The organism is Stenotrophomonas maltophilia group sp. Smal17, from assembly GCF_030237045.1.
Taxonomy (GTDB): domain Bacteria; phylum Pseudomonadota; class Gammaproteobacteria; order Xanthomonadales; family Xanthomonadaceae; genus Stenotrophomonas; species Stenotrophomonas forensis.
Map to the genome: position 1 here is coordinate 1 of NZ_JASJSU010000042.1, position 23539 is coordinate 23539.

Annotated in this window: 18 protein-coding genes; 8 read left to right on the plus strand and 10 right to left on the minus strand. The window is 65.0% G+C overall.

Annotated elements, in window-relative coordinates:
* Positions 1-80: 80 nt before the first annotated feature.
* From QRO93_RS12575 to QRO93_RS12590, 4 genes are all read right to left on the minus strand, one after another.
* Entirely contained in the window at positions 81-1514 is a 1434-nt protein-coding gene (locus QRO93_RS12575; protein WP_180879801.1) for a hypothetical protein, read from the minus strand.
* 116 nt (positions 1515-1630) lie between these two features.
* A complete protein-coding gene (locus QRO93_RS12580) occupies positions 1631-3361 on the minus strand; it encodes a phospholipase D-like domain-containing protein (RefSeq protein ID WP_285304244.1) in 1731 nt (576 codons plus the stop codon).
* Between the two features lie 68 nt (positions 3362-3429).
* Positions 3430-4884 (minus strand): hypothetical protein, encoded by a 1455-nt coding sequence (locus tag QRO93_RS12585; RefSeq protein ID WP_180879799.1) that lies wholly within the window; start codon positions 4882-4884, stop codon positions 3430-3432.
* 80 nt (positions 4885-4964) lie between these two features.
* On the minus strand, positions 4965-7937 hold the full coding sequence (locus QRO93_RS12590) for a phospholipase D-like domain-containing protein (protein WP_285304245.1): 2973 nt from the start codon (positions 7935-7937) through the stop codon (positions 4965-4967).
* Between the two features lie 25 nt (positions 7938-7962).
* Between QRO93_RS12590 and QRO93_RS12595 the strand changes: the two genes are divergently transcribed.
* Positions 7963-8124: a hypothetical protein gene (locus QRO93_RS12595; RefSeq protein ID WP_285304246.1), complete on the plus strand. Its 162-nt coding sequence runs from the start codon at positions 7963-7965 to the stop codon at positions 8122-8124.
* A gap of 142 nt (positions 8125-8266) precedes the next feature.
* On the opposite strand, the gene QRO93_RS12600 is transcribed toward QRO93_RS12595, so the two are convergent.
* Positions 8267-11449, minus strand: a complete 3183-nt coding sequence (locus QRO93_RS12600; RefSeq protein WP_180879796.1) for a type VI secretion system Vgr family protein — start codon at positions 11447-11449, stop codon at positions 8267-8269.
* Between the two features lie 376 nt (positions 11450-11825).
* On the opposite strand from QRO93_RS12600, the gene QRO93_RS12605 reads away from it, so the two are divergent.
* The 7 genes from QRO93_RS12605 to QRO93_RS12635 all read left to right on the plus strand — a co-directional run bounded on the left by QRO93_RS12605 (position 11826) and on the right by QRO93_RS12635 (position 17803).
* Positions 11826-12812, plus strand: coding sequence for a PhoH family protein (locus QRO93_RS12605; RefSeq protein ID WP_180879794.1), 987 nt, complete (start codon positions 11826-11828; stop codon positions 12810-12812).
* Entirely contained in the window at positions 12809-13294 is a 486-nt protein-coding gene (gene ybeY / locus QRO93_RS12610; RefSeq protein ID WP_053449273.1) for an rRNA maturation RNase YbeY, read from the plus strand. The genes QRO93_RS12605 and ybeY overlap by 4 nt, the downstream gene beginning before the upstream one ends.
* A gap of 52 nt (positions 13295-13346) precedes the next feature.
* Complete coding sequence (locus QRO93_RS12615) at positions 13347-13955, plus strand: hypothetical protein (protein ID WP_053449272.1); 609 nt, start codon at positions 13347-13349, stop codon at positions 13953-13955.
* Positions 13955-14563, plus strand: a complete 609-nt coding sequence (locus QRO93_RS12620; protein ID WP_180879792.1) for a hypothetical protein — start codon at positions 13955-13957, stop codon at positions 14561-14563. Before QRO93_RS12615 ends, QRO93_RS12620 begins: the two co-directional genes overlap by 1 nt.
* A gap of 64 nt (positions 14564-14627) precedes the next feature.
* Positions 14628-15509: an HlyC/CorC family transporter gene (locus QRO93_RS12625; RefSeq protein ID WP_053449270.1), complete on the plus strand. Its 882-nt coding sequence runs from the start codon at positions 14628-14630 to the stop codon at positions 15507-15509.
* Between the two features lie 62 nt (positions 15510-15571).
* Positions 15572-16774: a DUF4105 domain-containing protein gene (locus QRO93_RS12630; protein ID WP_180879837.1), complete on the plus strand. Its 1203-nt coding sequence runs from the start codon at positions 15572-15574 to the stop codon at positions 16772-16774.
* 6 nt (positions 16775-16780) lie between these two features.
* Positions 16781-17803, plus strand: coding sequence for a magnesium and cobalt transport protein CorA (locus QRO93_RS12635; protein ID WP_049456539.1), 1023 nt, complete (start codon positions 16781-16783; stop codon positions 17801-17803).
* A 66-nt stretch (positions 17804-17869) separates the two neighbouring features.
* On the opposite strand, the gene QRO93_RS12640 is transcribed toward QRO93_RS12635, so the two are convergent.
* The 5 genes from QRO93_RS12640 to QRO93_RS12660 form a co-directional block, all read right to left on the minus strand.
* Entirely contained in the window at positions 17870-19234 is a 1365-nt protein-coding gene (locus tag QRO93_RS12640) for an NAD-dependent succinate-semialdehyde dehydrogenase (protein ID WP_180878302.1), read from the minus strand.
* 92 nt (positions 19235-19326) lie between these two features.
* Positions 19327-20169, minus strand: coding sequence for an ABC transporter permease subunit (locus QRO93_RS12645; protein WP_004151945.1), 843 nt, complete (start codon positions 20167-20169; stop codon positions 19327-19329).
* Positions 20166-21098, minus strand: a complete 933-nt coding sequence (locus QRO93_RS12650) for an ABC transporter permease subunit (protein ID WP_049458219.1) — start codon at positions 21096-21098, stop codon at positions 20166-20168. The genes QRO93_RS12645 and QRO93_RS12650 overlap by 4 nt, the downstream gene beginning before the upstream one ends.
* A complete protein-coding gene (locus QRO93_RS12655) occupies positions 21095-22231 on the minus strand; it encodes an ABC transporter ATP-binding protein (RefSeq protein ID WP_180878301.1) in 1137 nt (378 codons plus the stop codon). The genes QRO93_RS12650 and QRO93_RS12655 overlap by 4 nt, the downstream gene beginning before the upstream one ends.
* A gap of 188 nt (positions 22232-22419) precedes the next feature.
* Positions 22420-23529, minus strand: a complete 1110-nt coding sequence (locus QRO93_RS12660) for a polyamine ABC transporter substrate-binding protein (RefSeq protein ID WP_180878300.1) — start codon at positions 23527-23529, stop codon at positions 22420-22422.
* Positions 23530-23539 lie beyond the last annotated feature (10 nt).

A 23539-nucleotide genomic window follows, 5' to 3' on the forward strand; every position in this document is an offset into this window, starting at 1 on the left:
CTTCTGCGGAGGTCTCGTACCCATCGACTTCATATGACTGCCTCCTGGCATGCATCCCTGTACGTAAAGCCCATTACTCGTCATTCGCCCGGCAAACCGAGCTTCGTGGTACCAAAGCCATACTTTGTTTCCATCAGCGTCTTCACCGGGCCCATGCCTTCCACAACCATCTTTCCGTCGGGAGTGCCACAGCGTGTACCGACCTGCGTCCTGGCGTACTGCAGCTCGGCTTCACGACTGCGCTTCGGCCGGGGATCGGGCTCCCACCAGGGGAAATGGGTGTAGGGCTTGTTGGTCGAGACTTCATAGCGCCAGCACACGAACGACAACGTCTCTCTTCCGGCAGCGTCGTAGTCGTACACGCGGTAAGAGCTGTAGCCGTTGGTGAGGGGCGTGAGCTTCAATACGCCCTTGTCGGCGTAGGCGCGCAGGTTCTCGGTGTAGGCGTCACCAGGGACAGGGCCGGACAGGATCACGCGCGTGAGCTTGCCCTTTGCGTCGTAGTTTTCCTGACGATTCAGATCCAGCGTGCGCCACTGGCGTTCGGTTGGATGCTTTGCCTGCGGACCGAAGACTTCGAAAATTCTGCTACTCGAACGGTGCAGATACTCACGCACACGGGTATAGCCTGTGATTCCCTCAAAATGCCCCTTGGCGACCTCTGGAGGGACGCGTTCACCGGGGAACGTGTACCGCACCTCCTGTGACGCGACGTGGCTGCGCTCTGCGAAAACCGGAGTGACGTCAGACGGAACCAGGGTAGCGGAAGGGCTTCGCACTCCTACAATCCCTCGCTTCTCGCCGCCGTAAAAGCGAATGCCGACGACCCGTTTCAATTCAGCATCGTCGACATTGACGAAGCCCCCCACCGTCCAGGCACCATCGGTCGCCTCGGTTCCAGGGCCGGTGTCCTCGCGGTCGGGATCCTCACCTGGTTTACGCGTGGCTTCCTTCTCTACATCGGAAGCCAGCGATCCATCAGGTCGATAAGTGAAGTATCGAGTGGTAGTGCGGGATGGCATATCGCGGAGCTGCGAACACTGGAACTCTGGCCTATCCGAGACTATCAATCCAGAACTCTCATTTGCCACTTCTATGCGACCATTTTCGTCGTAGAGTGCACAGAACGTTGTGGCCCTACGCCCTTTCGCGTCAACATTCTGAATCGAAGTCAATCTACCAGCCGAGTCATAATGGAGCTCATAGCTCCTGCTCAGCTCGAAATAGGGATAGACCGGCTTAACCGCAGGATGCAGGCTCTCAGGCGGCACTTGGCCAATCAATTTGGATTCCCGCCTCTTCCACTCTTCAACGCGGCATAGCCGTTGCCCTTGAGCGCTTTCTTCCAAGTAATAGATAGCACCACCATTCGAGTTGAACGGATTATTGTGCAACTCACCGAGTATTGGCTCGACACTAATCCGTACGTAGGGGACATCTTCGTTCGCGCGACTGAGGCTGGCGCCTACCGCATCCACCTCGCCCGATGGGCTTGGCCTGAACTTGATCACCATCCCACCATTCTTAAACCGGAGGTCCTTCTCATTTGAAGAACCGCAGTCTGCAAGCGCGGTTTGCACACCACACAGGGCCCCTAAGGCCACCATCGCCCTCAACAGTAGATGCCCACTCATACCTGCTCTCCGTGCCCCCAAGAACCATGGCGATCCGAGTACGCTAGTTCAGTTGACCGATCCCCCTCAATAGGCACGATTGCAATGATCTCGTTCGGCATCGCTGCAGCCGGATCATCCATGTCACTCCCCCAGAGGAGTGGCATGGTCACCCAGAAACCCTGAATCCCACGGCGCGTTGCGGTACCTCTGAGAAAATCCGTCGCCTTACGCACATCATGCCGCCCCACTGCATCGGTCACGTAGTCGTTCACAACACTTGGCTCCTTCATGAAATCTGACTGCAGATCTGCCGGCTGCGCGTAGAGCATGCGCCTGACGTGCCCTTTGTCACTAAGACCTGCCGCCGGAAATCCATGAAACACAGAGTCGTAGCGAGGGAAAGAGTCGCGCGGGACATTCGTGAAAACACGCTGATAAGCTTCGGAATTGGCATCCGCAAGCTGCCTGATTCCCGTCCAAGTTCTGGCACTTGCCGGTTTGTCGACCTCCAGGGTTGGAACTTTTTCGCTGAACCAAGGGTAGTAGTCTTCGGTTGCATTAGAAAAGACGAATTGCCCCCCCTTCTCAGGCTTCGTCTCAAGCGCCTGCCCCAGGAACTTCTTCCAAAGCTTCATCCGCAGATCCCGCGCAAACTTCCGGGTTATCACCTGCACGCCATTGCCCAGGTCCATCGACTTGGCCGCACCATCCACAATCACTGCGGCGATCTCGGTGTCACCCGTGCCCAGTAGGCTGCGGTCGTTGCAGTTCGCACTTCCAATGATGGCCACAGCGTCGTCCACGATCAGCAGCTTGGAGTGTACGTAACACTGCTCGGTCACCACGTACAAGGGGGTGGCCTGATCCGCGCCGATCGTATGCGGTGCGTAGTGGTTCTTGTGGTTGATGTCGGCCAGGACCCCATAACTTCTCAGGTTCATTACCGACAGGTATTCCTTCCAGCGCCCGGCCTTCACCTCTGCCTGCAGGTCGGCCTCTTCCACGCTTACTTCGCGGATGTCCTTGTCGCGCGCGATCAGCGAACGGCAGATGCGGCGGATCAGGCTGTCGTCGCCACGCAACAGGGTCTGCTGCACCCAGTACTGCTGCTTCAGCACGGCACCGTCGAACAGGCTGCCTTCCGGATGCACGGGCAAGGTGATGTACACATGGAAGCCCTGTCCGGCCACGATGGCGCGACGGATGCGCGCGGCGATGGCCGCCACCAGCGGGTTGCTGGCCGCCGACTTCACGCCCTGCTTGCGCTTCACCAGGTCCTGCACAACGCCGGTTTTCCCGATGGGCCCACTCATGGCCACGCCCTTGTCGACGTAGCCGGCCTTCTTTTTTTCGGCTTTGGTCATGGGCCGCCGCTCGCCGCCCTTGATTGCCGTCTCCACCGTCCTGCCGGCTTCAGCGTCGGACCATCCGCATTCGGAAATCAGGAACTGGGTCTCGAGGTAGACAAAAGCGCGCGCCGAGGCGATGCAGTTGACCATCGCATCGAGGATCGAATGCATCGGCTGGTTACGCTCCCAGTACGGCTGCAGGCAACTGGCATCGTCCAGATTCAGGCCGAGTTCCTTGCAGCCCTTCTTCTCCAGCGCATGCAATGCCGTACCCGAGGAACGCACGATCTGTACGGTGACGTCGCCGGCCGTGCCCGGCCGGGCCAGGTCACCGAACAACGCCTGCATGCCGCCCATCGACTGCAGCCATTGATCGCTCAACGGCGTCAGTTCCATGCCACGTGCCAGCGTGGTCTGCTCCGACAGGCCGGCGCCTGGCACGAGGTCGGGATAGAAGTCTCGCCCTACTCGCCCGGCAACCCCAGCTTGGTCGTCCCGAAACCGTACTTGGTTTCCATCAGCTTCTTCACCGGGCCCATGCCCTCCACGATCATCTTGCCGTCAGGCGTGCCGCACCGCGTGCCCACCTGCGTCCTGCCGTACTGCAATTCGGCTTCACGACTGCGCTTGGGGCGGGGGTCGGGCTCCCACCAGGGGAAATGGGCGTAGGGCTTGTTGGTCGAGACTTCGTAGCGCCAGCAGACGAACGAGAGTGACTCTTTGCCTGCAGCGTCATAGTTGTACACGCGGTAGGAGCTGTAGCCGTTGGTGAGCGGCGTGAGTTTCAGCACGCCCTTTTCTGCGTAGGTGCGCAGGTTTTCGGTGTAAGCGTCACCAGAGACAGGGCCGGACAGAATCACGCGCGTGAGTTTGCCCTTCGCATCGTAGTTTTCCTGCCGATTCAGATCCAGCGTGCGCCATTGGCGTTCGCTGGGATGCTTTGCGCCCGGAGCAAAAATCTCGAAGATGCGCTGTCCGGTTCGGTGGAAATACTCCCGAACACGCGTATATGCGGTTACGCCGTCAAATTGCCCCTTCAGCACATCTGGCGATACACGCTCTCCAGGGAAGGTGTAGTTCAACTCCCTACCTTCATCCCGACTGCGTTGCTCAAAGACGGGCGTCGCGTCGGATGACGCAATGGCAAAGGATTCACTCTGTATACCAGTAAGCCCTCGCTTATCGCTCATCTGAAACGATGCACCAACGCGGCGGTGGACGTTGCCATCATTGAAGTAAAAATCTCCTTGCGCGTACCAGGCACCATCCGTGACCTCGGTTCCAAAACCGACATCTTCTTGCCCCGCGCCCTCCCCAGGCTTGCGCGTAGCCATCTTGGTTATATCCGAAGCCAAGAATCCATCAGCTCGATAGGCGAAATACCTAGTAACCTTCTTTACAGGCCCATCGCGAAGCTGCGAACACTGAAAGCCCGGACTACCTGAAACATCCGTCTCAGAGCTTTCATTTGCCACTTCAATTCTGCCTTCCTTATCATAGAGCGCACAAAAAATTGTGCTACCACGCGCATTCGCATCAATCTTTCGACTGGATACAAGTAGACCAGACGGATCATAGTGAATGGTGCGAACTTGCCGAAGTTCGAAGTACGGGAGAATCCGCTGGATTGCAGGAAGCGAGCTCGCATCATCGCTACTCACCTTTTGTACTCTTCGCTTCCACTCCTCCACCCGGCAGAGCCTCGGCCCTTGAGGGCCCGGCTCTAGATAGAAGATCGTTCCACCTTCGGAACTGAAAGGCTTGTTCTCCAGTCTTGTGACCTCCGGATAGACGCCAATGCGGATGAATGGTGCGACCTCGTTCGCTCGACTCAGACTTATGTGGAATCGATCAATGGGTTCCGGACTGAAGCGGATCTCTACATTTCTATCCGACGACGCACTCAGGTCGCCATTCATCGGCGCACAGTCAGCAAAGGCGGCGCTTGCGCAGGATACTGCACCGAAAAAGGCCATGACTCTAGGGACAGTAAATCTATTCAAACCTGCTCTCCATGTCCTTCGTCGACACTTTGTCTCGCCAGCATCGTACCTCCTCGCAGGTCAGTCCCGAGGGGCAGCGCTGCGATGATCTCGTTAGGCATTGTTGCGGCGGGGTCATCCATGCCGTTGCCCCACAAAAGCGGCATCGCCACCCAAAAGCCTCTGACGCGTGATTCGCCCGCCTTCAGCGCCTCCACAGCTTTTCCCACATTGTGCCGTCCCACCGCGCTGGTCACATAGTCGTTCACGACACTATGTTCCTGCATGAAGTCTGGCTGCAGGTCAGGTGGTTGTGCATACAACATGCGCTTGACATGTCCCTTGTCACTCAGACCCGCAGACGGAAACCCTCCGAATACGGCATCGTACCGCCGAAACGAATCGCGAGGGACGTTGGTAAAAACGCGCTCGTACGTGGTCGCGTTGGAATCCGCTCGCACCCTAATCCCCTTCCACGTAGCGGGACTCGCCGGGTTCTCGATCCTGATACTGGGGCTCTGAATATCGAACCAAGGCAGATACAATGCCGCAGATTCAACAGCGCTGTAGGGCTTGTCCTTCTTTTCCGGCAACGGTTGGATTTCCTCCCCCAGGAACTTCCTCCAAAGCTTCATCCGCAGATCCCGCGCAAACTTCCGGGTTATCACCTGCACGCCATTGCCCAGGTCCATCGACTTGGCCGCACCATCCACAATCACTGCGGCGATCTCGGTGTCACCCGTGCCCAGCAGGCTGCGGTCGTTGCAGTTCGCACTTCCAATGATGGCCACAGCGTCGTCCACGATCAGCAGCTTGGAGTGTACGTAACACTGCTCGGTCACCACGTACAAGGGGGTGGCCTGGTCGGCGCCGATCGTATGCGGTGCGAAGTGGTTCTTGTGGTTGATGTCGGCCAGGACCCCATAACTTCTCAGGTTCATTACCGACAGGTATTCCTTCCAGCGCCCGGCCTTCACCTCTGCCTGCAGGTCGGCCTCTTCCACGCTCGCCTCGCGGATGTCCTTGTCGCGCGCGATCAGTGAACGGCAGATGCGGCGGATCAGGCTGTCGTCGCCACGCAACAGGGTCTGCTGCACCCAGTACTGCTGCTTCAGCACGGCACCGTCGAACAGGCTGCCTTCCGGATGCACGGGCAAGGTGATGTACACATGGAAGCCCTGTCCGGCCACGATGGCGCGACGGATGCGCGCGGCGATGGCCGCCACCAGCGGGTTGCTGGCCGCCGACTTCACGCCCTGCTTGCGCTTCACCAGGTCCTGCACAACGCCGGTTTTCCCGATGGGCCCACTCATGGCCACGCCCTTGTCGACGTAGCCGGCCTTCTTTTTTTCGGCTTTGGTCATGGGCCGCCGCTCGCCGCCCTTGATTACCGTCTCCACTGTAGTGCCGGCTTCAGCGTCGGACCAACCGCATTCGGAAATCAGGAACTGGGTCTCGAGGTAGACAAAAGCGCGCGCCGAGGCGATGCAGTTGACCATCGCATCGAGGATCGAATGCATCGGCTGGTTGCGCTCCCAGTACGGCTGCAGGCAACTGGCATCGTCCAGATTCAGGCCGAGTTCCTTGCAGCCCTTCTTCTCCAGCGCATGCAATGCCGTACCCGAGGAACGCACGATCTGTACGGTGACATCGCCGGCCGTGCCCGGCCGGGCCAGGTCACCGAACAACGCCTGCATGCCGCCCATCGACTGCAGCCATTGATCGCTCAACGGCGTCAGTTCCATGCCACGTGCCAGCGTGGTCTGCTCCGGCAGGCCGGCGCCTGTCCAGTCGTTGGCACCGCGGATGCCACGGTTCAGGACCTTTCGCACCGCCGTGCCGATTTCACGGTCGCCGCGCTGGTTCTGCCAGACCATGGCGTTCCAGCGGTGCATGAAGTTGCGGCAGATGTCGAACACCGCCGGTCCCTGCAGGCGCGCGTGCACGTCCTGCCACGGCATGCGCGGCTGGCGGCCGCTGTCGAGCAGGCGCTGGATGCGATCCACCGGCTCGTTGATCCACTTCACCAGCGATTCCCACGCCTGTTTGGCCTTGTTGAACTTGTTCTCGATCTCGGCATATTTGGCCTTGGCGTCCGTGACCAGCGAGTCAGGATCACGCACGTATCCCACGACCGTGGTGGCCGTCTTGATCGGGCCCAGAATGGCGTCCTTGATCGCAGCCTTGCGCTCATCGACCCACTCGCCGAACTTCTTCGCCTGGATCTTCGTGAAGCCTTCCACCGCGCGCCCTGCGGCGGCGGCGGCCTCGCCGACGTTCAGCTTGACCGCCTCGTCGGCGGCCCGGTTGGAAGCGGCGATGACGTCGGCGTATTCCTTTTCGATCTCGGTCAACCACCCTTGAATGGCCAGGAAGGTCTTGGCGACCGAACGCTGTACCTTCACGGCTTCTTCCATGCCCGGAATGACCATCTCGGCAAGCTTGCGGATGCCTTCGCGCTCCAGCGCGTCGGGCACGCCCAGCTTGTCCGCATAGTCCTGCAGTTCGGCCAGTGCGGCGCCGGCATCCCACTGCGCCTTCATCCGGTCCAGCGCGATGGCCAGGCCCGGCACGTATGCCTGGGCAAAGCCGGGGCGGACACGGCCGACCGCGTCCGGGCTGGTATCGGGCTTGTCCAGGGTCAGGTCCTGCTCAGCCCTCGTCATGCCCCGAAACTTGCTCAGGCAGTTGTTGTAGTGGTCATTGAGCACATGCAGCGTCGGGTCGCAGACCACGTCGAAGTTGCCGTCGTCCCAGCGCCCGTGGGCGATGTCCAGGCCGCCGACGAAGCCGATCTTCCCGTCCACCACCAGGATCTTCTGGTGGTGCGAAAAGGCGATGTTGAAGGCATCGGTGCGGCCGGTGGCCGGGTTGTGCAGGCCGACCTGCACCTGCCCCGGCGTGTTGGCATCCTGCATCTTGTACAGGGCCGTACGCGCCTCGTTCTCGTGCGTGTAGGCCGCCGCCTCGACACTGTCGTAGAGCAGCACCCGCACGTCCACGCCGCGCTGGTTGATGGCATCGAACAGCAGTTCGCTCAGGCGGCTGGCGTGGGCACCGCCGCGGCTGTCCAGCTCGGTGTCGAAGTTCATCTGCCAGTCGGCGATGAAGATGAACTTCTGCGCGCCGCGGATGGCATCGGCCATCGCCTTCATCGCCGAGCGGCCATCGGTGTAGGCGTCAACCTTGTTGCCGCGCCGCACCGGCGCGAACTGGCGGTCCGGTGGCGCGTAGTAGTCACCGCTGCTGGTGCCCTTCTGCCCGTCCAGGCAGGTCAATGCGGTATGCGGGACGCTGCCCAGCTTGGTGCCGTCTGCCATCACTGGATCTCCTTGCGCTGGGCCGGGTCGGCGTCGATATGCGACTGGAACTCGTACTCGGCACGCTGCCGGTAGGCATACAGCGCCGCATCATCGGGAAGGTCGGCCAGGGTTTTGCCGTAGTTGATCGCTTCAAGCGTGTCCATGGTGGCGCGCACGCCTGGCGAGCTGCTGTAGGGGCGCGGACGCTGCAGGGGAATCACGTCGATGCCATGCACCAGGAACAGCCGCCCCGGGAACCGGCCGGCATCGTTCCAGATCTTCGCGCACAGGGCGTCATCCAGGCTGACGTCGCCCTGCTCGTCGGCCTGCCCTTCGGCAACGGTCTCGGCCCAGTTGGCCGGCACCAGCGCGCCATCTCGCATGTCCTCGTCCAGCGCCCGGCGGGTACGCACGATCTTCCAGGGCTGGCCTGCCAGCGGATGCCCCTGCGGCCCCGGAATGTCCTGCAGGCGGAAGGCCAGCTTCGGAATCTGCTCGCTGAGGGTGCTGGTTGGCATGTCCGGGAGCGCATAGCTGAGCTGCGCAGGCCCGACGAAGGACTTCTGCCCGGCATGCACGGTGATGGTGCCGGGACAGTTCACCACCAGGTTGCCGCCCTCCAGGGTGAGGCTGGCGCCACCGGCGGTGGCGATATGCAGGGTGCGCGGCGCGGCCAGTTCCACGGCCGCCTGGGCGCTGGCGGCACGCAGAGAGGCACGCGATTGCACGTTGATCTGCGCGGACTGGGCGCGGACGTCCAGCGCCGCCTGCCCCGCCACGACGCTCAAAGCAGCCTCGCCGGCAAAGGTCCGGCCACTGGCTGCGAGCACGCCCACGGCCTGCATCGCGTGCAGGCGCGCGCTACCGGCCACGCTGGCATCGCTGTGCTGGCCACTGGCCAGCACCACATGCCGGGCACTGCTCCACTGCAGCGCCTGCCCGGCCACCATGGCCAGGCCGGCATGGCCGTGCAGCCCGAGCATGGGCTCTTCGGTATGCGGCACGGCGCCGCCGGTGGGCCGACCCTCACCACCTGCGCGGGCCTGTGCGTAGTCCTGCCCGGGCACGCTGGCGCGCGCGACCCGCTGCAGGCCTGCCAGGCCCGCGCTGTCGTCCGGCGGAGCGTGGCTGGCCATGCCGACCGCCCGGTGGGTGGTCGCCATCGCGTGCCAGGACCCGGCCAGGGTTGACGCCTGCTGCAGCAGCGCACTGGCGGCAACGGCCTCACCGGCCGGCGAAGCGGGCGCGCGGGGGTGCGCGATCAGCCATGCGCCACGCTCGGCGCGCAGTGCACCCCAGGCATCGGTACGCAGTTCCGCGCCCTCGCCGCGCAGGGACCCGCGATGGTTGTCGGCCTGGTGCCGCAGGTGGCCAAGATTCAGTTCGCTGATGGCATGGCTGCTGGCCAGCTGCAGGCGCAGCTGCGCATCGGAGTCGTCGAATACCAGGCGGTTGTAGCCGGTACCGGACCACTCCCGTGACTGGATGCCCCACAAGGCACCGGCATGCCGGTGCTGGCCTTCACCGGGCGCCATCGCATGCCAGGCAGGGGCGTGGCCGCCGGCCGCATTGCCCTGCGCACTCGGACGCCTGTCGGCGGCCTGGCCGAACAGGCCTGCGTCGCTACCGGCCGCGGCCGCACCGGCAGGCGTGGGAGCAGCGCCGGCATCACCACGGCCGTTGTACAGCGCACCCAGCACCAGCGGCCGGTCGATGTCGCCCTCAAGGAAGCCGACCAGCACCTCCTGGCCTACACGCGGCAGGAACTGCGAACCCACGCCTGGCCCGGCGTAGCGCTGCGCCACCCGCATCCAGCACGTTGCCTCGGCGTCGGTGGCCCCCTGCAGATGCAGGCGCACCCGGACCCGGCCCTGGCTGTCGGCATGCAGATCGGCGTCACTCCGGCCATCGCCGGCGATGACCCGGGCGGTCTGGTAGCCCGGTGCAAGCGGCCGCGGGTTGATGCGCTCCCCCGTTCCGTCCTGCAGTACCGGGCGCCATGGCTGCCGCTGGTCGACGGCCCGGAACCGGTTGGCGTAGCCCAACGCCGAGGACGCCTCGAGCGGGGCTCCCGGCAGCCCTGCGCTGGCCGCGAGCCAGGGCGCAGGTGGCTCGGCCCGCCGCTGCCCGCGCCCCTGCGTGATCGGCGGCGGGTTGCACCCGTGGTGCAGTACTTCAGTTGGAAGGAGGGTCGGGGCGGCGGCGGTTCCGGCCGCCAGCACGCGGATGAAGCGGCCCGCCTGCAGGCTTCGAACGCTGCCGGTGCCCAGCCAGCCGGCCAGGCCCGCCTCGTGCGCTTCGGCTACCCGGCGCGCCCGGCGCTGCCCATCGGCCGCCTGGGCGAAGGCATGCGCGCCCACCGGGTCGTAGATCTCGCGCGGACTCTGGCCGCCCGCCTGCAACGGCAACTGGACATGGCGGAGCACCGGCCCCCGGTAATCGCTGGTGACCAGCGACAACCGGTTGCTGCCCAGCAGGCGACGTGCGCCCAGCTGCTGCAGCGTGTCCGCCGCTTCGGTACCGTCATTGCGATGGAAACGGATGCCGCCATCGCGGGCGGACTGAGGGTTCTCCGGCTGCGCTCGACTGTCGGAAAACAGCACGAGGGTCAGCCGCCCGCCGCTGTCGCTCTCGAATGCGCCGGCAATTCCCTCTTCGGCCAGCAGGCGCTGCACGAAGGCCAGGTCCGGCTCGCGATACTGCACGCAGTAGCTGCGCGCAGGCGCCTCGGCCAGAGCGGCTACGGCGTCCTCGCTCCAACGCCAGCAGGCCAACTCACCATGCCCGCCCAGCACGTCCTCGACGATGTCGCGCACGGTGCGTTCCTGGTACACGCGGCTGTGCCGTGCATGCCCCAGCATCCAGGTCCATGGGACACAGTGCAGGCGATAGCGCGCCAGGCCGCCCTCGCTCTCCAGCCGATGGGCAGCGGCAACATACCCGCAGCGCAGATGGTCCTGGCCATCGTCCAGGCGGGTGACCAGCGCCGCCTCGCGACCCGGCCATTCACCGAACGCGAGGCCCGCGTCCGGATGCAGCACATCCACCCAGTAATCGAATCCGCCAGCCAGGCATTCATGGCCCCACCATTGTTCGACGAACAATGGGGGCAGGCCATCGGCCCGCAGGCGGTGCAGTTGATGGTCCGGCTCCAGCCCGACCAGCGAAGCAAGCGCGGCATGCGCGAGTGAAGCATCCATGTCATTTCCTGTGCCAGGCGCTCCTGCCCTGGCGATGGCCTACCTGCCACTTCCGCGTTGCTACGGGCCGGGCAGCGCGCTGCGCCGATCCTCGCGGAAGACCCTGTTCCCTTGGGGCTCCGGGCTGATAGTCATCCGCGACCCGGCCGCCGTCAAGTTTCCGGCACGCCCCCCCTCTCCGCCGGTCATGACGTTTTTTTCACCATCGGCTCATGGAGCCTGTGGCACAAGGGACGAAGGTGTCTATCCACAGCTTTCTTCCAGCCCGGTCCACACGCCATGTGGAAAACGCCCGGCGCTGGCCGTGTGACCCTGCCGCGCGCTACCCTTGCTGCCTGAATCCACTGTGGTGCAAGGCTTCCGCCCTACCCGATCAATGAAAAGCATCGAGCATCGAGACTTCACCCTGTCGCCGGAAGACAACGAGCGGCTGGCCAACCTATGCGGTCCGTTTGACGGGCATCTGCGACAGATCGAGCTGAAGCTCGGCGTGGAGATCGCCAACCGCGGCTTCGTGTTCCGCATCAGCGGACCGGAAGAGGCCATCGTCGAAGCACAGAAGCTGGTCGAGGCGCTGTACGCCGAGGCCGGCGAGACCACCTTCGACAACCATGCCATCCATCTGCGCCTGGCCCAGGCCAACGTCGAGCAGATCGCCGAGCGCTCCTACGAAACGCAGGACGTGGCAATCAAGGTCAAGCGCGGCACGGTGCGCGGACGCGGTGCGAACCAGGGCCGCTACCTGCACCAGATCGCCACCCACGACATCAACTTCGGCATCGGCCCGGCCGGTACCGGCAAGACCTTCCTGGCCGTGGCCAGCGCGGTCGAAGCGCTGAATGAATCGCGCGTGCAGCGGCTGATCCTGGTGCGCCCGGCGGTGGAGGCCGGAGAGAAGCTGGGCTTCCTGCCCGGCGACCTGAGCCAGAAGGTCGATCCCTACCTGCGACCGCTGTACGACGCCCTGTATGAAATGATGGGCGTGGAGAAGGTGGTCAAGCTGCTGGAGAAGAACGTCATCGAGATCGCGCCGCTGGCCTACATGCGCGGCCGCACGCTCAACGATGCGTTCGTGATCCTGGACGAAGCACAGAACACCACCATCGAGCAGATGAAGATGTTCCTGACCCGTCTCGGCTTCGGTTCCACCGCGGTGGTGACCGGCGACCTGACCCAGACCGACCTGCCCAAGCACGTGCGCTCCGGCCTGCGTGACGCCATCGATGTGCTGCGGGGGGTCGAGGGCGTCAGCTTCACCTTCTTCGAATCCCGCGACGTGGTCCGCCACCCGCTGGTCGCGCGCATCGTCAGCGCCTACGACCGCCGCGACCTGCATCAGATCCAGCCTGGAGCAACTCCATGACCCGTGGTCCCGTGCGACTGGATGTCGCCGTCAGTTACGCCCTGCCGCGCACCGGCCTGCCGGCGGCGGTCAGCTTCCGCAAGTGGGTGGCCGCCGCACTGAAGGGCCGCATCCGCGAGGCCGACCTGGCCATCCGCGTGGTCGACGCCAAGGAGGGGCAATCACTGAACCGCCACTACCGCGGCAAGGACTACGCCACCAACGTGCTCAGCTTCCCGGCCGAAATGCCCGAAGGCCTGCCCAAGGGCGTCAAGTTCCCGCTGCTCGGCGACCTGGTGATCTGCGCGCCGGTAGTGGCCCGCGAAGCCGATGAACAGGGCAAGGCGCTCAATGCCCACTACGCGCACCTGACCGTGCACGGCGTGCTGCACCTGCTCGGCTGGGACCACGAGGACGACAAGGAAGCCGAGGCGATGGAACAGCTGGAGCGCGAGATCCTGGCCGAGCTCGGCATCGCCGATCCGTACGCCGGCGAGCGCTGAGCAGGCCGGGCGGCCATCCCCCGGGTCCATAACGAAAACACGAGGAACAAGGATGATCCAGCAAGGCAGCTTCATCACGCTACTGATCGTGGGCGGCCTCTTCGCCGCCCTGCTGGTGCTGGGCGTGCGCACCGTCCGGCGCATCGCTGCCACCGATCCCACCGGGCAGCACTGGCTGCTGCGCGGCCTGGCGCTGCTGTCGCCCCTCTGCCTGGTGGCAGGGCTGGCGATCGGCATGATCGGGCCGTACCTCAACGACCGGGCGCAGCCCGCACACGGCCCCGGCCTGCTGACGATCTCGATGCTGCTGATGCTGGCGGGTGCGCTGGCGCTGCCGGTGCTGTGGCGGATGATGCTGCAACGGCGCCTGGGCCGGCCCGCCAATGGGCTGCCGTTCTTCCATGCCTCGCGCACCTCGCTGCTGGTGCTGTACGTACTCGCCGCGGTCTACATGATGCTGATCCGGAATGCCGGGCCGAACCCGATGCCCTGGCTGATGGACGCTGGGCTGGTGCCGACCGTTGCCTGGGCCATCGCGGGGCTGCTCCACCTCGCGATGCTGTCGGTGCTGATCACCCTGCCGCTGATGTTGCTGCGTGCAGTGATGATCGGAGTCGCCCGCCGTATCACCCGGCCGTTCACCCGTTCCTCGGGGCTATGATGGCGCCCCACCGCCTGCGGATACCGCCCGTGTCACTGCGCTGCTGCCTGATCCTGCTGGGTGCCCTTGCCGCTCCGCCTGCCTTCGCCTCCAGCCTGGACCTGCCGGCGCTGATCGAGTGCCGGCAGCGCGTGGCCGATCTCGGTGCGCTGGCGCCGCTGCTGGCCGACCCGCTGAAGGCCGTGGCCCAGGGCCTGCAGCCGTTGCCGCAGGGCAACCAGTTCATGAGCGAGTACCGGCTGGCCCAGCCGATCACCGTCTTCGGCGTGGCCACCGAGCGGGTGGCGGTGGCCGGCGCCAGCATCATGGCGGTCCTTGACCAGGCCGACCCACGGCCGCTGGCCAAGCGGCTGGGGCTGGAGACCGGCTACGACCAGGACGGCAAGTTCATGGCCGGCCGCGAACTGGTCAGCCGTGATGTGACCGACCCGAAGACCGGTGAGGCCCAGATCGAGTCGATCATCCTCAGCGTCTCCACCGTGGCCTCCCATCCCGGCAAGACCCTGGCCGGCTGCACCTACAGCCTGGACCTGCCCGAGGAAGAAGCCCCCGCGCGGCCTGAACTGGCCCCGCCGCCGATCACCGGGCCCGGCAGCGACGGACACTGACAGGCCGTCACATCCTGCTAGACTGGGGCCAACGCCCGGCCTGCCGGGTGCCTTTTTTCCAGAGATGTCAGAAGACGACAGTAGTAGCTCCCCTGCGGAGCACAGTGAAAAGAAGCGCGGCTGGCTTGAACGCCTGACGTCCGCCTTCTCCGGCGAACCCCACACCCGCGACGAGCTGGTCGCGGTCCTGCACACCGCGCAGGAAGAGGGGCTGATCGCCGCCGATACCCTGAAGATGATGGAAGGCGCCATTTCGGTGGCCGAGCTGACCGTGGGCGACGTGATGATCTCGCGCTCGCAGATGGTCTCGCTGCCGGTCGAAGCGCCCTTCCTGGAGCTGATGAGGCAGGTGGTCGAATCCGGCCATTCGCGCTTCCCGGTTCATGGCGAGAACAAGGACGACATCCTGGGCATTCTGCTGGCCAAGGACCTGCTGCGCGGCGTGGTCGCCGACAACGGCCCGGCCAACGTGCGCGAGCTGCTGCGCCCGGCGGTGCTGATTCCGGAGGCGAAGAAACTCAACGTGCTGTTGAAGGAATTCCGTCTGTCGCGCAACCACATGGCCATCGTGGTCGACGAGTACGGCGGTGTCGCTGGCCTGGTCACCATCGAGGACGTGCTGGAGCAGATCGTCGGCGAGATCGACGACGAGCATGACGAAGCCGAGGATCCGTCGGCGCAGATCGCCATCCAGTCCGACGGCCAGTACGTGGTCGATGCGCTGACCCCGATCGGTGACTTCAACGAGCGCTTTGGTGCCACGTTCTCCGACGAGGACTACGACACCATCGGTGGCCTGGTCACCGAGGCCGTGGGCCACCTGCCGGAAGTCGGTGACGAACTGGCGCTGGATCGTTTCATGTTCCGCGTGGCCCGCGCCGATGCGCGCCGGGTGCAGGCCTTCCACGTGACCGTGCTGCCGCCGGACGCGCAGGACGACGCTTGAAGCGCGGTGCCCCCAACCTGGCACTGCGCCTGACGGTGTGGCTGGCACTGTGCGTGCTGGCCATGGTCCTGCCGCTGGCCGCCTCCGCGCAGCCGGCGGCAACCACACCCGCACCTGCTGCACCCGTTGCCAGCGCCGAGGCTCCTGCCCCGCGCATCGGCGTGGTGACCATGCAGCCGGGCACGGTGTTCTTCGAGCGCTTCGGCCACGACGCCATCGTCGTGATCGATCCGGCCAGCGGCGAAGCGACCTCGTACAACTTCGGCTACTTCGATCCGTCCGAAGATGATTTCATCAGCCGCTTCGTGCGCGGCGACATGATGTATTACCTGGTGGCGCTGCCGCTGCAGCAGGACCTGTCGTACTACGACGAGACCGGCCGTGGCGCCAGCGTGCAGTGGCTGGACCTGCGCCCGGACCAGGCGCGAGCGCTGGCCGCCGACCTGGCCGAGCGGGCCAAGCCGGAAAACGCGCGCTACCACTACGATTACTACACCGCCAACTGCGCCACGATGGTGCGCGATACCGTGGACAAGGCGCTGGGCGGCGGACTGCAATCGCAGCTGTCGGGGCGCTCGCGCGGCAACACCTATCGCAGTGAATCGGTGCGCCTGGCCTCGCCGGCAGCGTGGATGTGGCTGGGCTTCGACGTCGGCCTCGGCCCGTTCGCCGACCAGCCACTGTCGCGCTGGCAGGAAGCGTTCGTACCCATGCGTCTGGCCGATGCGCTGCGCCAGGCACGCAACAGCGATGGACGACCGCTGGTGCAGTCCGAACAGGAACTGTTGCCGCACCGCATCGACCCGGAACCGAAGGAATTCGCGCGCCGCTGGTGGCCGTGGCTGCTGTGCGGCCTGGTGATCGCCGCCGGCGTGCTGGCGCTGCGCAGCCGCCCGCGGCTGCTGGCCGGGCTGGCCCTGCCGTTCTGGCTGCTGTGTACCATCGCCGGCAGCCTGCTGGTGTTCCTGTGGGGCTTCAGCACCCACTACGCCGCCTGGGCCAACCGCAACCTGCTGCTGCTTTCGCCGCTGGCGGTGCTGCTGCTGCCGGGCGCGATCGCCGTGCTGCGCCGGCGCGTGCCGGGCCGCATGTTCAGGATCGTGCTGTGGCTGCTGGCGGCACAGGCCGTGGCCGCGCTGGTACTGCACTGGCTGAGCCTGCAGGCGCAGTACAACGTGCAGTGGATCGTGCTGCTGCTGCCGGTGCACGTCGCCCTGGCGTGGGTGCTGGGGCGTCGTCCTCACTTGTCCGAAACACGCCCCTGACGCACGATGGCGGGCATGTCATTGCCCGCCTCCGCTTCCGCACCTGCCTCGGCCAACCCCGCCTGCGTCATCAACTGCGTCCACTACGATGACGAGGGCAAACGCCACGACATCAGCCTGGACGCCATCAGCGATGTCATTGCCAGTGGCAACGGCTTCGTCTGGGTGGGCCTGTACGATCCCAACGATGATGTGCTGCTGAAACTGCAGGAGGAATTCTGCCTGCACGACCTGGCCATCGAGGATGCGCGCAACGCGCACCAGCGGCCCAAGGTCGAGACCTACGGCAATTCGCTGTTCGTGGTGGTGACCACCGCGCAGATGGTCGATGAGCGCATCCAGTATGGCGAAACGCATGCCTTCCTCGGCCCGCGCTTCCTGGTGACCGTACGCCATGGTGCATCGCTGTCCTACGCGCCGGTTCGTGCCCGCGTCGAGCGCGAACCGCAGCTGCTGAAAATGGGCCCGTCGTACTGCCTGTACGCCGTCGCCGACTTCGTGGTCGACAACTACCTGCCGATCGTGCACCGCTTCCGCGACACCCTGGACCTGCTGGAAAAGGACATCTTCGCTGACAACTACAAGCGCAGCACGGTGGTGCGGCTGTACGAGCTCAAGCGCGAACTGAACAAGATGCGGATGGCGGTGGCGCCACTGCAGGACGTGCTGGCGCAGCTGCGCCGCTACCAGGGCGATCTGATCCCCGACGAAGTGAAGCTGTACGTGCGCGACGTGCACGACCACGCCGTGCGCATCAGCGATGTGATCGACACCCTGCGCGAAATGCTGGGCACCGCGCTGAGCGTGAACCTGTCGCTGGTGACGCTGGCGCAGGGCGAGACGGTCAAGCGCCTCGGTGCATGGGCCGCACTGCTGGCGGCGCCGACACTGATCACCAGCTGGTACGGCATGAACTTCAGCCACATGCCGGAGCTGAGTGAACCGTGGTCCTACCCACTGATGATCGTCGGCGTGGGCGGCGTGTGCGTGGGGTTGTACCGGTTGTTCAAGCGCGCCAAGTGGCTGTAATCCGCCTTTTTGTAGAGTCGAGCCATGCTCGACCCCCCCCCCCCCGACTCTACAAAGGCAGGGGCATCAAGCCACGTAGACGGTCTTGATGTTCATGAACTCATGGATGCCGTGGTCGGCCAGCTCGCGGCCGAAGCCAGACTGCTTGCTGCCACCGAACGGCAACCGCGCGTCACTCTTGACGATGGCGTTGACGAACGCGGCGCCACACTCCATCCGCTGGGCAAAGCCTTCGCCGCGCACCGGGTCGCGGGTCCACACGCTGCCGCCCAGGCCAAAGCGGGTGTCATTGGCCACGCGCAGCGCCTCGGCCTCGTCCTTGACCCGGATCACTGCGGCCACCGGCCCGAACAGTTCCTCGTCGTACGCCGGCATCCCCGGACCCACCTGATCGAGCACCGTGGCCGGATAGCCGGCATGCGTGCCGGCAATCGGCTCACCACCGACCAGCACGCGCGCGCCCTTGGCCACGCTGGCCTGCACCTGCTTGTGCAGTTCGTCGCGCAGGTCGGCGCGGGCCATCGGCGCCAGCGTGGTACCACGCTCATCCGGATCGCCGTACTGGCGCTCGCCCGCCGCCTCAACGAAGCGACGGGTGAATTCATCGGCCACGGCATCGACCACGATGAAGCGCTTGGCTGCGATGCAGGTCTGGCCGCTGTTGTCGAAGCGTGATTTCACTGCCGCCGCCACGGTCTTGTCGAGGTCGGCATCGTCGAGCACCACGAAGGCATCACTGCCGCCGAGTTCCATCACCGACTTCTTCAGCTGGCTGCCGGCATTGGACGCGATCGAGCGCCCTGCCCGTTCGCTGCCAGTCAATGTCACCGCCTTCACCCGCGCGTCGCGCAGCACGTCGGCGGCCTGGTCGTTGTCGATGTGCAGCACATCGAACACGCCGTCCGGCAGGCCGCCGTCACGGCACACCGCCAGGATCAGGTCAGCGCACTGCGGCACGTTGCTGGCGTGCTTGAGCAGGGCCACGTTGCCGGCCATGAACGCCGGGGCAAGGAAACGGAACACCTGCCAGATCGGGAAATTCCACGGCATCACCGCGAACACGCAGCCGATCGGCTCGTAGCGCACATAGCTGCGCTGCGCTTCGGTATCAATCAGCTGCGGCTTGAGGTAGTCGGCGGCGTGCTCGGCGTAGTACTCGCAGGCGGCGGCACACTTGTCCACTTCGGCCAGCGCTTCGGCCTTGAGCTTGCCCATTTCATGGGTCATCGCCTGCTGCAGGTCGTCGCGGCGTGCGCGCAGCTGCGCGGCGATCTGGCGCAGGATGGCGCCCCGTTCCTGCAACGAGCGATCCGCCCAGCCCGGGAAGGCCTCGGCGGCAGCCTGCAGGCGCTGCTCGATATCGGCAGCGCCCATCAGTTCATGGCGGTAGGTGACCAGGCCGGTGGCCGGATCGACGATCTCGACGGTCATGGGGGATCTCCTTGAGGAAGACCCCCATTGTGCGCCGCCGGCCGTGAGCCGGATGTTGCCGGCGCTGTTGTTGCCGGCCCTGCTGGCAGACCTCAGCCGTTGTCCTGCCGCGCCAGCTGCAGGTCGCGCTGGCGCCGCTTCTCGGCCCGTGCATTGATGTACCAGCCGATCACCGCGGCGATCGATACCGCCGACACCAGCAGCGTTGCCAGCGCATTGATCTTCGGGCTGATGCCCATGCGCACCGAGGCGAACACCTTCATCGGCAGCGTGGTCGAACCCGGCGTGGCGACGAAGCTGGCCACCACCACGTCATCCAGCGACAGGGTGAAGGCCAGCAGCCAGCCTGCCACCAGTGCCGGGGCGATGATCGGCAACGTGATGCGGCCGAACACGGTCAGCCGGCTGGCACCCAGGTCCATTGCCGCTTCTTCCAGCGAGAGATCCATTTCCTGCAGGCGCGAGGACACCACCACGGTGACGAAGCACAGGGTGAAGGTGACGTGCGCGATCCAGATGGTGGTCAGGCCGCGCGCCGGGAAACCGGGAATCGCGCCCATCGAGGCCAGCAGCGCCATCAGCGAGAAACCGAGGATGACATCCGGCATCACCAGCGGTGCAGTGACCAGGGCGCCGAACAGCGGCTTGCCGCGGAAGCGCTTGAAGCGGGTCATCACCATCGCCGCCAGCGTGCCCAGCACGGTGGCTGTACAGGCGGTCCAGAACGCCACTACCAGACTGGTCCACATTGCATCCATCAGCGCGCGGTCGGCGAACAGGTCGCTGTAGGCACGGGTGGAGAACCCGGCCCAGACCATCGCCAGCCGCGAGCTGTTGAACGAGTAGAACATCAGCAGCAGGATCGGCAGGTACAGGAAGGCGAAGCCGAGCAGCAGCACGCCCAGCCCCAGGCCCTTGGCGGTGCGCGGGCTCATGCCTGCTTTCCTTCCAGCAGGCGCTGCTGGGAACGGTTGAACAGCAGGATCGGCACCAGCAACAGCAGGATCATCGCCACCGCCATCGCCGAGGCGCCCGGCCAGTTGCGGTTGTTGAAGAACTCGTTCCACAGCTGGCGGCCGACCATCAGCGTCTCCGAGCCACCCAGCATTTCCGGAATCACAAATTCGCCGATCGCCGGAATCATCACCAGCATGCAGCCGGCGATGATGCCCGCCTTCGACAGCGGCAGGGTGATGCGCAGGAACGCCTGCCACGGCTTGGCGCCGAGGTCGTAGGCCGCTTCCAGCAGGCGGTGGTCGTGCTTGACCAGGTTGGCGTACAGCGGCAGCACCATGAACGGCAGGTAGCAGTAGACAATGCCGATGTAGGCGGCGGTCGGGGTATCGATCAGCTGCAGCTTCGGCAGGCCCAGGCTGGTCATCAACGTCTGCAGGCCAGTGAACTGCAGGAACTGGTCAAGCAGCCCGTTGCGGTCCAGGATCGCCTTCCACGCGTACACGCGGATCAGGAACGAGGTCCACGACGGCAGCACCACCAGCATCATCGCCACGTTGCGCGCGGCCGGCGACAAGCGCGCGATGGCATAGGCCATCGGATAGCCGATCAGCAGGGTGAGGAAGGTGGAGATGGCCGCGATCTTGATCGAGCTGAGGAACGCCTGCGCGTAGATCGAATCGCGGAACAGCGCCAGGTAGTTTTCCAGGTTCAGCTTCAGCGAGAAGCCGCCGTCCACGTACTGCAGCAGCCAGGTGTACGGCGGCGAGCCGACCCGGCTGAGCGAGAAGCTGATCATCAGCACGATCAGGAACGGCACCGCGAAGAACAGCAGCAGCCACAGGTACGGAATGCCGATCACCGTGGCACGCAGCCCCGGCAGCCAACGCTTCAGGCCGGCGACGTTCATGAGGTGAGCACCACGCCATCGTTGTCGCGCCAGTGCACCCACACGCTGTCGCCCCAGGTCAGGCCATCGCTGGCCCAGCGCTGCGAGTTGGCGAAGTTGGCCAGCACCTTGGCGCCGCTGGGCAGGCGCACGTGGTAGACCGAGTGGCTGCCGAAATAGGCGATGTCCTCGATCACGCCCTGTGCCTTGTTGGTGTGCCCTTCCGGCTCGTCCTTGCCGATCATCACCTTCTCCGGGCGCAGCGCGAACGCGACCGGCTGCCCTTCATAGCCGGTGATGCCGTGGGCGATGTAGATCGGTGCCGGGAACAGCGGCGAGCGCACGGTCACGTACTCGGGCAGGTCCTCGTCGATCACCCCGTCGAACAGGTTGACCGAACCGATGAACTCGGCCACGAAGCGGTTGGCCGGCTGCTCATAGACTTCGTCCGGCTTGCCGACCTGCTGGATCCAGCCGGCATCCATCACCGCGATGCGGGTGGCCATGGTCATCGCTTCTTCCTGGTCGTGGGTGACCATCACGCAGGTCACGCCCGACGATTCGATGATGCTGACCAGTTCCAGCTGCATCTGCGAGCGCAGCTTCTTGTCCAGCGCGCCCATCGGCTCGTCCAGCAGCAGCAGCTTCGGCCCCTTGGCCAGCGACCGCGCCAGCGCCACGCGCTGCTGCTGGCCACCGGACAGCTGGTGCGGCTTGCGCTTGCCCAGGTGGCCCATCTGCACCAGCTCCAGCATCTCACCGACGCGCTTGCTGATCGCGTCCTTGGCCAGGCCATCCTGCTTCAGCCCGAAGGCGATGTTCTGCTCGACCGTCATGTGCGGGAACAGCGCATAGGACTGGAACATCATGTTGACCGGCCGCTGGTACGGCGGCAGCGCGTCCAGGCGCTGGCCATCGAGGGTGATGCTGCCCTTGGTGGGCGTCTCGAAGCCGCCCAGGCAGCGCAGCAGGGTCGACTTGCCACTGCCGGAGCCACCGAGCAGGGCAAAGATCTCGCCCTTGCGCACGTCCAGATTGACGTCGTCGACGGCGACGAAACCGTCGAATTCCTTGCGCAGGTCACGAATGGAGAGATAGCCGGGCACACCCGTCGTGTCGACGACGGCGGCTACCGGCTGGGCTTCAACGGGCATGGGGGCTCCGGGAGCGGGCGGTGGACAGCGGCCGCCATTCTAACGGCCCGGGGGCGCAGGGGATATGACGGCAACAGGCGGGCGGGGCCGGTCGGGCCGCGCCTGCGCGGCCACTGCCCTTGCCGGGCAAGGCCCGCCTCCCTCCCGTGGAGCGGGCGCCGGGCATCGCCCGGCGCCGCCGGACTGGCTTACCGCCCGGTCTTCACCTCGGTCCACAGCCGGGTGTAGAGCTTGTCGGTCTCCGGCGTGTTGATCGAATAGGTGAACATCTTCTCGGCCACATCGGCCGGCGGGTAGATGGTCGGATCGGTACGGATCGCCTCGTCCACCAGCGGGGTCGCGGTCGGCACCGGGTTGGCGTAGTGGATGAAGTTGGTGTTGGCCGCGGCCACCTTCGGCTGCAGCAGGTAGTTGATGAACGCGTAGGCCGCTTCCGGGTGCTTGGCGTCCTTCGGGATCGCCAGCATGTCGAACCACTGCGGGGCGCCTTCCTTCGGGATCGAGTAGGCCACGTGCACGCCGTTGCTGGCTTCCTCGGCACGGTCGCGGGCCTGGATGATGTCACCCGACCAGCCGACCACCAGGCAGGTGCCGCCATTGGCCAGCGAGCCCACGTACTGCGAGGAGTGGAAATTCTGCACGTACGGACGGATCGACTTCAGCAGGTCGGCCGCCTTCTGCAGCTCGGCCGGGTCGGCGCTGTGCGGGTCCAGGCCCAGGTAGTGCAGCGCGATCGGGATCATGTCGGCCGGCGTGTCCAGGATGGTCACGCCGCAGTCCTTCATCTTGCTGATGTTTTCCGGCTTGAACACCAGGTCCCAGCTGTTGGCGATGTCGGCGCTGCCGCCGAAGCGCTGCTTCAGCATGTCCACGTTGTAGCCGATGCCGGTGGTGCCGATCATGTACGGCACGCCGTACTGGTTGCCCGGGTCCTGGGTGGCGATGCGCTTCATCACCGCCGGATCGAGGTTGGCCAGGTTCGGGATCTTGCTCTTGTCCAGCGGCAGGAACACCCCGGCCTGGATCTGGCGCCCGAAGAAGTTCAGGGTCGGCACCACCACGTCGTAGCCGCTGTTGCCGGCCAGCAGCTTGGTCTCGACCATCTCATCGCTGTCGAACACATCGTAGGTCACCTTGATCCCGCTCTCCTTCTCGAAGGCCGGAATGGTGTCCTCGGCGATGTAATCGCTGTAGTTGTAGACGTTCAGGACCTGGCTGTCCTGCGCGCCACCTTTGCCACCGCCACAGGCGGCGAGCATGGCGGAGGCCAGGCCGAGCGTGAGGATACGCAGCTTCATCGGGTGCTCC

Excerpts from the sequence above, each read along its gene's own strand:
- QRO93_RS12575 (WP_180879801.1), bottom strand. The coding sequence starts at position 1,514 with ATGGTGATCAAGTTCAGGCCAAGCCCATCGGGCGAGGTGGATGCGGTA.
- QRO93_RS12580 (WP_285304244.1), bottom strand. The coding sequence starts at position 3,361 with ATGGAACTGACGCCGTTGAGCGATCAATGGCTGCAGTCGATGGGCGGC.
- QRO93_RS12585 (WP_180879799.1), bottom strand. The coding sequence starts at position 4,884 with ATGAATGGCGACCTGAGTGCGTCGTCGGATAGAAATGTAGAGATCCGC.
- QRO93_RS12595 (WP_285304246.1), top strand. The coding sequence starts at position 7,963 with ATGGCATCGAACAGCAGTTCGCTCAGGCGGCTGGCGTGGGCACCGCCG.
- QRO93_RS12600 (WP_180879796.1), bottom strand. The coding sequence starts at position 11,449 with ATGGATGCTTCACTCGCGCATGCCGCGCTTGCTTCGCTGGTCGGGCTG.
- QRO93_RS12605 (WP_180879794.1), top strand. The coding sequence starts at position 11,826 with ATGAAAAGCATCGAGCATCGAGACTTCACCCTGTCGCCGGAAGACAAC.
- ybeY (WP_053449273.1), top strand. The coding sequence starts at position 12,809 with ATGACCCGTGGTCCCGTGCGACTGGATGTCGCCGTCAGTTACGCCCTG.
- QRO93_RS12615 (WP_053449272.1), top strand. The coding sequence starts at position 13,347 with ATGATCCAGCAAGGCAGCTTCATCACGCTACTGATCGTGGGCGGCCTC.
- QRO93_RS12620 (WP_180879792.1), top strand. The coding sequence starts at position 13,955 with ATGGCGCCCCACCGCCTGCGGATACCGCCCGTGTCACTGCGCTGCTGC.
- QRO93_RS12625 (WP_053449270.1), top strand. The coding sequence starts at position 14,628 with ATGTCAGAAGACGACAGTAGTAGCTCCCCTGCGGAGCACAGTGAAAAG.
- QRO93_RS12630 (WP_180879837.1), top strand. The coding sequence starts at position 15,572 with ATGGTCCTGCCGCTGGCCGCCTCCGCGCAGCCGGCGGCAACCACACCC.
- QRO93_RS12635 (WP_049456539.1), top strand. The coding sequence starts at position 16,781 with ATGGCGGGCATGTCATTGCCCGCCTCCGCTTCCGCACCTGCCTCGGCC.
- QRO93_RS12640 (WP_180878302.1), bottom strand. The coding sequence starts at position 19,234 with ATGACCGTCGAGATCGTCGATCCGGCCACCGGCCTGGTCACCTACCGC.
- QRO93_RS12645 (WP_004151945.1), bottom strand. The coding sequence starts at position 20,169 with ATGAGCCCGCGCACCGCCAAGGGCCTGGGGCTGGGCGTGCTGCTGCTC.
- QRO93_RS12650 (WP_049458219.1), bottom strand. The coding sequence starts at position 21,098 with ATGAACGTCGCCGGCCTGAAGCGTTGGCTGCCGGGGCTGCGTGCCACG.
- QRO93_RS12655 (WP_180878301.1), bottom strand. The coding sequence starts at position 22,231 with ATGCCCGTTGAAGCCCAGCCGGTAGCCGCCGTCGTCGACACGACGGGT.
- QRO93_RS12660 (WP_180878300.1), bottom strand. The coding sequence starts at position 23,529 with ATGAAGCTGCGTATCCTCACGCTCGGCCTGGCCTCCGCCATGCTCGCC.